General features: G+C 34.5%; 5 protein-coding genes and 4 pseudogenes. 4 read left to right on the top strand and 5 right to left on the bottom strand.

Annotated features, from left to right (window positions below):
* The 3 genes and pseudogenes from Wcon_RS07285 to murD form a co-directional block, all read right to left on the bottom strand.
* Positions 1-686 (bottom strand): annotated as a pseudogene (locus Wcon_RS07285) (transposase); the annotation flags it as partial.
* 35 nt (positions 687-721) lie between these two features.
* A complete protein-coding gene (locus Wcon_RS07280; protein ID WP_047759051.1) occupies positions 722-1,333 on the bottom strand; it encodes a COQ9 family protein in 612 nt (203 codons plus the stop codon).
* Between the two features lie 6 nt (positions 1,334-1,339).
* Entirely contained in the window at positions 1,340-2,707 is a 1,368-nt protein-coding gene (gene murD, locus Wcon_RS07275) for a UDP-N-acetylmuramoyl-L-alanine--D-glutamate ligase (protein WP_114517727.1), read from the bottom strand.
* 231 nt (positions 2,708-2,938) lie between these two features.
* Between murD and lpdA the strand changes: the two genes are divergently transcribed.
* On the top strand, positions 2,939-4,321 hold the full coding sequence (lpdA, locus tag Wcon_RS07270) for a dihydrolipoyl dehydrogenase (protein ID WP_114517726.1): 1,383 nt from the start codon (positions 2,939-2,941) through the stop codon (positions 4,319-4,321).
* On the opposite strand, the gene Wcon_RS07265 is transcribed toward lpdA, so the two are convergent.
* Positions 4,318-4,665: a hypothetical protein gene (locus tag Wcon_RS07265; RefSeq protein WP_114517725.1), complete on the bottom strand. Its 348-nt coding sequence runs from the start codon at positions 4,663-4,665 to the stop codon at positions 4,318-4,320. The two genes, lpdA and Wcon_RS07265, sit on opposite strands and share 4 nt — an antisense overlap.
* 72 nt (positions 4,666-4,737) lie before the next feature.
* Between Wcon_RS07265 and murG the strand changes: the two genes are divergently transcribed.
* A complete protein-coding gene (murG, locus tag Wcon_RS07260) occupies positions 4,738-5,766 on the top strand; it encodes an undecaprenyldiphospho-muramoylpentapeptide beta-N-acetylglucosaminyltransferase (RefSeq protein WP_114517724.1) in 1,029 nt (342 codons plus the stop codon).
* Positions 5,767-5,872: 106 nt separating this feature from the next.
* A pseudogene (locus tag Wcon_RS13405) lies at positions 5,873-6,016 on the top strand (IS481 family transposase); the annotation flags it as partial.
* 90 nt (positions 6,017-6,106) lie between these two features.
* Here the strand turns inward: Wcon_RS13405 and Wcon_RS13090 are convergent.
* Positions 6,107-6,242 (bottom strand): annotated as a pseudogene (locus Wcon_RS13090) (IS3 family transposase); the annotation flags it as partial.
* A 76-nt stretch (positions 6,243-6,318) separates the two neighbouring features.
* Here Wcon_RS13090 and Wcon_RS07250 point away from each other — a divergent pair.
* Positions 6,319-6,876, top strand: a pseudogene (locus Wcon_RS07250) (helix-turn-helix domain-containing protein); the annotation flags it as partial.

Genomic DNA, 6,876 nt, shown 5'->3' with positions numbered 1-6,876 from the left:
GGCAGATATAAAATTTCTGCACCAACCCCTTTAGCAAGTTCGGTAATCTTATTAGACTTATGAAAAGTAGCATTATCAAAGTTTGTCCAGATCGGTGTCAGAAATTGCTCAAACCATTTATTAACATATTGCAGTGGCCTTCAAAGATTAACGGAGCAACTATTTTTCTTCCACTTAAGGCTGCAACCATGCTGATTCCAGATTTTAGGGCTGTCCTTTCTGGCAATATCCATAGGGATAGTCTTCGGTATTATCAATACCAGATTCATCTATATATACTAAGTTTTGAGGTTCTTTTGTCGCTATAACCCTTACAAATTGAGCTCGCTTTTCCTCATTTCTTTCTTTGTATCCGTAAGTCTTGTGAATCCTATATTTTTAAGTGCTCGATTGTCTACTAATATTGCACCAGCATCTCTGACTGAGTTTTGCCACCTTGCAAATGCATTCCAGTCGGTAATTTTATGGTTATAGCCCACGTTTTTGACTGAAAATCTCCCGTTTTCTCACGTCTTTTCTTCCACTCATATAAAGTTGTTTTTCCGATCTTAAATCTCTTGGCAATAGTTTTCTCCTTCATCCAACGCTTCCATTACCTTTTTCCTTACGTCATAACTATTTACCTTCACTACTATAAATCCATATCTTACTCTTTTTCTACTATTATGAGTAGGGCTATACCTCATAGCTATTCTATGATTAGACCACCTTGTCTACCTTGCTACTCCCCTGAACAGATACAGCTTTCTACCATTCCTTTTAAACGGGTTTTAAACTTTTGAAACGTCATGACATTGTTGATACGCTTATCAAGAAACGATAGAGTATCCACAAAATCTTCTGAATAATCATTAATAAAAAAAAGTATCGTACTTAAGTACACTCCAGCTAATATCACCCGTTTTGTATAGTAGTTAAAATCTGTTGATTGATCGTAAATACCGTACCAAATTGTGCTAACAGTTCTGTACAAGACTTTACTAGAAAAGTATGTATTTTTTGGTAATATAGAGGATGATAAAACATTTTTTAAAAACTCTCTGTAATTTGGTAACTTAGCATAGTTTGAAAGGCGTATTTGGACAGCTAACTTTATCCGCTCTCTTACCTTCATATCTTCTAAATTGTAATTCCAAAGTTCAGTTTCCATTGAGCTATTTAAGTCCTCTGCTATGTACTCCAAAGCACTATATATTCCATTTTGAAATTTACAAAAACTATTGGCTAGGTTAAGGTCCGTGCACACTTTCAATAAGGTTGCATCACTTATTCCTTCAAATGGAATAACCTTAATCAGCTCATCTACTATTAACTTCATTTCATCTCGTTTCATGCAATATCACACTAAACAACATATGTAATTGTACCTGAGATTTTCAAACATTCTGCAAAATGCTTCACCACGTTCTTTAAAATTTTTCCATTGATCAAAAGAGGAACATGCAGGAGAAAGTAATATCGTTACTTCTTCTTTGCTATTTATTGCCTCTTTAAAAGCCAGTTTAAATGCGTTTTCTAGATTATAACACTTCATATAATCTATTTTATTCTCCATAATATTTGCAAAAACTTCAGTTGATTCCCCAATAAGAAAAGCTTTTCTAATCTTGGTGAAATGCTTGCTTAATGATTCTATTCCACCTTTTTTGCTTTTTCCACCGACAATCCAATATATGTTTTTATAAGATAAAATTGCCTTTTCACTCGATTCTGCATTGGTTGCTTTGCTATCGTTGATAAAAAGTACATTCTTTATTTTGCCAAGTAGTTCATTTCTGTGCCTTAACCCTGGGAAGGATTTGATTCCGTTGATAATGGTGTTGCTATCTACTCCAAGTAGCTTACATACGGCATATGCGGCTGCTATGTTCTCTGCGTTGGATATTAGGTTTATTTTTACGTCGCTTACTGATAAGCTATGATTCTCTAGTTTTCCAGTGCCTAGGCACTGGGATGACAAAGAGGGTGACATCGAAGCTGAGATTGAAATTTTGTTCCCAGTGAATTTATTGAATACATCAGCGGTAATTTTGTTATCACATCCTATCACAGCAATCTTGCTACCGTTTATCAATTTTAATTTAGTTGCTATGTAGTTATTCATACTTCCATGTCTATCTATGTGGTCTGGTGTGATGTTGAGCAATACAGAAATATCCACATTAATTTCATTCATTATCTCCAATTGGAAAGAAGAGAATTCAATTACATAAATTTCTGCGTCTCTTTCTAAATCCAAAATAGGAACACCTAAATTTCCGCCAATAGCTACCTTTTTCCCTGCAGATTTTAGTATGTGCCCTATTAGTGATGTGGTAGTTGATTTGCCATTTGTTCCTGTGATGCCTATAACCTTCTGATTTGTAGTTTTAGTTTCAAGAAATAGCTCAATGTCTGATTTTATTTTGCAATCAAAGCTTCTTGCAAGTTTCACTATCCAATGCGTTGTTGTTGGCACTCCAGGGCTTAAAATCAATGTTCTTATCTCATGCCAATTATATTCTTTGGGATGAATAAAATTACACTCTTTATATATCATTTTTGCATTTGCTATTTGTTCTTCATTGTCATCCCATGCATAGATTCTTGCACTGCTCTTTGTTAGAGCATTAATGACAGACAAACCAGTTTTACCGAGGCCGAAAACCGCAACACTTTGATTTTTGTATTTGTTTAGTTGCACTGCTAGATAACTTATGCGAGCCATTTTATAAAGATATCGTACAAACTACAACAGACTTCTTGCATAGGCCACAACTGTCATTCAGTAGAAACGAAAAAATTACCTTATAAATTTCGTCAGTTCACTTATCATGAAAGTGAAGCTATATTATAATAAGGGAATTGGCAAGGTTTGTCAAGTTGCTTCTATGTACCTGAGCATTGATCATACTGGTTTCATCTGTTATATATAGTCTTTTGAACACGAAGAAAACTGATGAATGAGTATGATATTACAGTTATAGGTAGCGGTCCTGGTGGTTATATAGCAGCAATTAGAGCGGCGCAGCTTGGATTTAAAACTGCAATTGTTGAAAAGGAAGTAAATTTAGGCGGTATATGCTTAAATTGGGGATGTATACCAACAAAATCGCTACTTAGAGCATCTGAAATTTATAGATTAATAAGAAGATCAGACGAATTTGGTATAAAAGTAAAAAATGCAAGTTTTGATATACAATCGATAGTGAAATATTCAAGAAACGTTGTTGGCAAGCTATCAAATGGCGTTGAGTATTTGATGAAAAAAAATAACATCAAAGTTCATCAAGGCTTCGGTAAACTTACAGGTAACCATACTGTAAAAATTCTTAATGATAAGAAGGAGGAGGAAATTTCTTCCAAGCATATCATTTTAGCAACAGGCGTGAGGGCACGAAATCTTCCTGAAATAGAAGCAGATGGAGATTTAATATGGAATGCGCAGCACGCTATGACTCCAAAGAAGTTACCAAAATCTCTACTAATCATAGGTTCTGGTGCGATAGGGATAGAATTTGCAAGTTTTTATAGTACTTTGGGAGTTGATGTAGCAGTTATAGAGATAAAAGACACTATTTTGCCGCTGGAAGATAGGGAGATTTCAAGCTTAGCACGAGAAATATTTACAGATCAGGGAATAAAAATATATACAAGCAGCAGTGTAAAAACTTTTACTAAAAATAAAGACTCTGTTCAAGTGCAACTGAGTAGCAGTGAAAGCAAAGAATTTGATAGAATGATTGTTGCAATTGGTGTTCAAGCAAATACTGAAAATATAGGCTTAGAAAACACAAAAATTAAGTTGAGTCCTTCTGGTTTTATTGAAGCGAATGAGTGGTATGAAACAAATGAGCCGAACGTGTATGCAATAGGTGATGTCGCTGGTCCGCCATGTTTAGCGCATAAAGCAAGTCATGAAGCTGTAATCTGCATTGAGAAGATTGCTGGTAAAAATGTCCATGTGTTAAAAAAAGAGTGCATACCAAATTGCACTTATTCCCATCCACAAATGGCAAGTGTTGGCCTGACTGAAGAACAGGCAAGAAAAAATGGATATGATATAAAAGTAGGGAAATTTCACTCCAAATTTAATGGTAAGTCTATTGCACTAGGTGAAACTGAAGGGTTAGTGAAAACGATTATAGATAAAAAAACAGGCGAACTTCTTGGAGCTCACATGATAGGAACAGAAGTAACAGAGTTAATTAGCAATTTTGCTCTCGCAAAGCAACTAGAAGGAACAGACTTTGACATAAAATCTACGATCTTTCCTCACCCAACCATTTCAGAGATGATACACGAATCTGTACTTGCTGCAGATGGTGAATCGCTGAATTAACGTTCTATCGTTTTGGAGTTGTCAATGTTGTGCTGTGCTGCAATTTGAGTACCAGCGTCAGATTTCTGTAACCTTTCTTTTAACCCTTCAGCTGCTTCTTTCACTTCAAGCTTTTTTTCCTTATTAAGATCCTCTGGGCTTTTTCTTTTACTATCTAAACCTTGTTGTCTATCAATGTTTTTATTGAGTTGTTCTTGCTGAGGTAGATCAACAACTGAGTTAAAAAGAGCTTTTATCATGCTTTTTAACGATCCTACAAAACCTCCTCTTCCTCTTTGTTCTTGAGGCTTGTTTTTCACGTTTTTACTGTTGCTGCTTTCAGGCATTTTTAACTCAACTATCATAAAGCTTAATAAAATTCTACGTGCAAACTACTAAAAAATGATTAACAATTCAGTATCAATTTGCTCTTACAGATGGATATTATTCTAGCAACAGGTGGTACAGGCGGACACATTTTTCCAGCTATAACCTTAGCAAAAGCACTAAAGACACAAGGATACAATTGTATATTATTCACGAATCAAAAAACCGTCAATGTAGAAAGTTATATTTTACCATTGTGCAAGTCAAGTGGCAACAAATTGAAGTTTCTCTTTTTGTTAATATATAGTTGTGTACTAGCAATATATAAAATCAGAAAAGTGAAACCAAAACTAGTCATTGGTTTTGGTAGCTACGCTTCTTTTCCAACTCTTCTTGCAGCAAAGATTCTTTCTGTACCTATAATTTTACATGAACAAAATATAGTTTTAGGGAGGGTAAATAGATTCTTTTTCAAGAGTGCAAAATTAGTTGCAACTAGCTTTCCAGAAACTAAGTATGCAGAAAGTAGTAAATGTATTTTTACGGGAAATTTTGTTGATATAGAAGCACAAGGCTATTCTAGCGCTGAAATAGTTTTAAACGTGTTAATAATAGCAGGCAGTCAGGGTGCAAATTTTTTTGATGATGTAGTGAGCAGCGTAATTTGCAATTTACCAATTAAAATAAAAGAGAAAATTAAAGTGATGCAGCAATGTACGAAGAAAAATATGAACAAGGTTGAAAGCTCATACAAAAGTGAAAAGGTCAATTGCGAACTAAGTGAGTTTTTTGATGACATGGAAAGTAGATTAGCAAGTGCTCACTTGGTAATTAGCAGAGCGGGAGCAACTTCAATAGCAGAGATTACTCTTGCTGAGCGTCCTACTATATACATTCCCTATCCTCACTCAAAAGATAACCATCAATTTTATAACGCAAAGCATATTGAAAATTCGGGAGCAGCTGTAACGGTTGAGCAAAATAGTAAAACAGAAAAAAATCTTATAGAGCTACTAATCAATTTGCTTCTTAATCCCAAAAAATTGCTTAACATAGCAAACAACACCAAAAAAACAGGAATAAAGAGTGGTACTATTGAGATTTTACATCAAATTCGTAAATTAGGCTTGGTAGATTGATAAGTTGTTTCTGAAAGGCACGTATTAATTGTAATAGTTTAGACTTAGTCTGACAGGTAAACAAAGTAAGATAAAAATATAAACAAATTATAAAGGAGTGTCAGATATGAGAAGAAAAAATACTAAAACCAAAGTTGGAGAACTTGCAAAGCAATTAGGAAATGTATCACAGGCGTATGGGATATTCAAGGGATACATTTACCGATTCAAAGAACTGTATGAAACAGGAGGAGAAGAGGCTTTACACGAGCATTATATGCAAATAGAGTATCAGAGGATTGACCTTACCCAGAAAAAGTAGAGAGGAAGTAAAGAAGTTTTTGCTATGAAAATAAAAAGTTCAGGAATGCAATGTAGAATGTCTACGCTGTTTATTATAAAAAATTTCTATATATTCAAATATTGCGGTGTTGTGCAGAGTGTTGTGAAGTATCAATGAGTATGAGTGAACTAAAAAAGCTCTCTGAAACAGCATTAAATGTATTAAACAAGACTTGATCTGACACTTTAGAAAAGTAAGTTATAAAATAATAAAAGAAAGGAGTGTTAGATATGAGTACAATACAAGCAAAAATACTAAAACCAAAGTTAGGGTTATTAGAGCTAGCAAAACAATTAGGAAATGTATCTCAAGCGTATGGGCTACTCAAGAGATACGTTTTATCGATTCAAGGAATTATATGAAAATGGAGGAGAAGAAGCACTGCATGAGATAAGTAAGAAAAAATCACTTATGGCAAACAGAGTTTCCGAAGACATAGAAAGAGCAGATCGCAACAGAATTTCCAGCATATGGACAATAAAGAGCTGCAAATGAGCTGAGAAAAAGGGATTTCCGAAGGTGGTTGTATGGCTAAGAAACGATATTGAAACGTTCAAAAAAAGACTTAAAGCTCTTGAAGCGAAGGTTGCACAAGATGGCATAATTTTAACTGAAGAGCAACTTGCAGCTTTAGAGAAAGTGAAAGAACAAAGATGGTGAAATTGAAACACTGGTTACTTAGGTTCTCAAGACACTTATTATGTAGAAGGGTATAGGACCAGCAAACTTTTATTGATACCTATTCAAGGGTTGCTATGGCAAAGCTTTATACAGACAAAACTGCAATT

Source organism: Wolbachia endosymbiont of Cylisticus convexus, assembly GCF_003344345.1.
The sequence above is the reverse complement of the archived record's forward strand: the minus strand, read 5'-3'. Positions and strand labels throughout refer to the sequence as shown.

What these genes read in the sequence shown, in the direction of transcription:
- Wcon_RS07280 (WP_047759051.1), bottom strand. Translation starts at nt 1,333, where the DNA reads ATGAAACGAGATGAAATGAAGTTAATAGTAGATGAGCTGATTAAGGTT.
- murD (WP_114517727.1), bottom strand. Translation starts at nt 2,707, where the DNA reads ATGGCTCGCATAAGTTATCTAGCAGTGCAACTAAACAAATACAAAAAT.
- lpdA (WP_114517726.1), top strand. Translation starts at nt 2,939, where the DNA reads ATGAATGAGTATGATATTACAGTTATAGGTAGCGGTCCTGGTGGTTAT.
- Wcon_RS07265 (WP_114517725.1), bottom strand. Translation starts at nt 4,665, where the DNA reads ATGATAGTTGAGTTAAAAATGCCTGAAAGCAGCAACAGTAAAAACGTG.
- murG (WP_114517724.1), top strand. Translation starts at nt 4,738, where the DNA reads ATGGATATTATTCTAGCAACAGGTGGTACAGGCGGACACATTTTTCCA.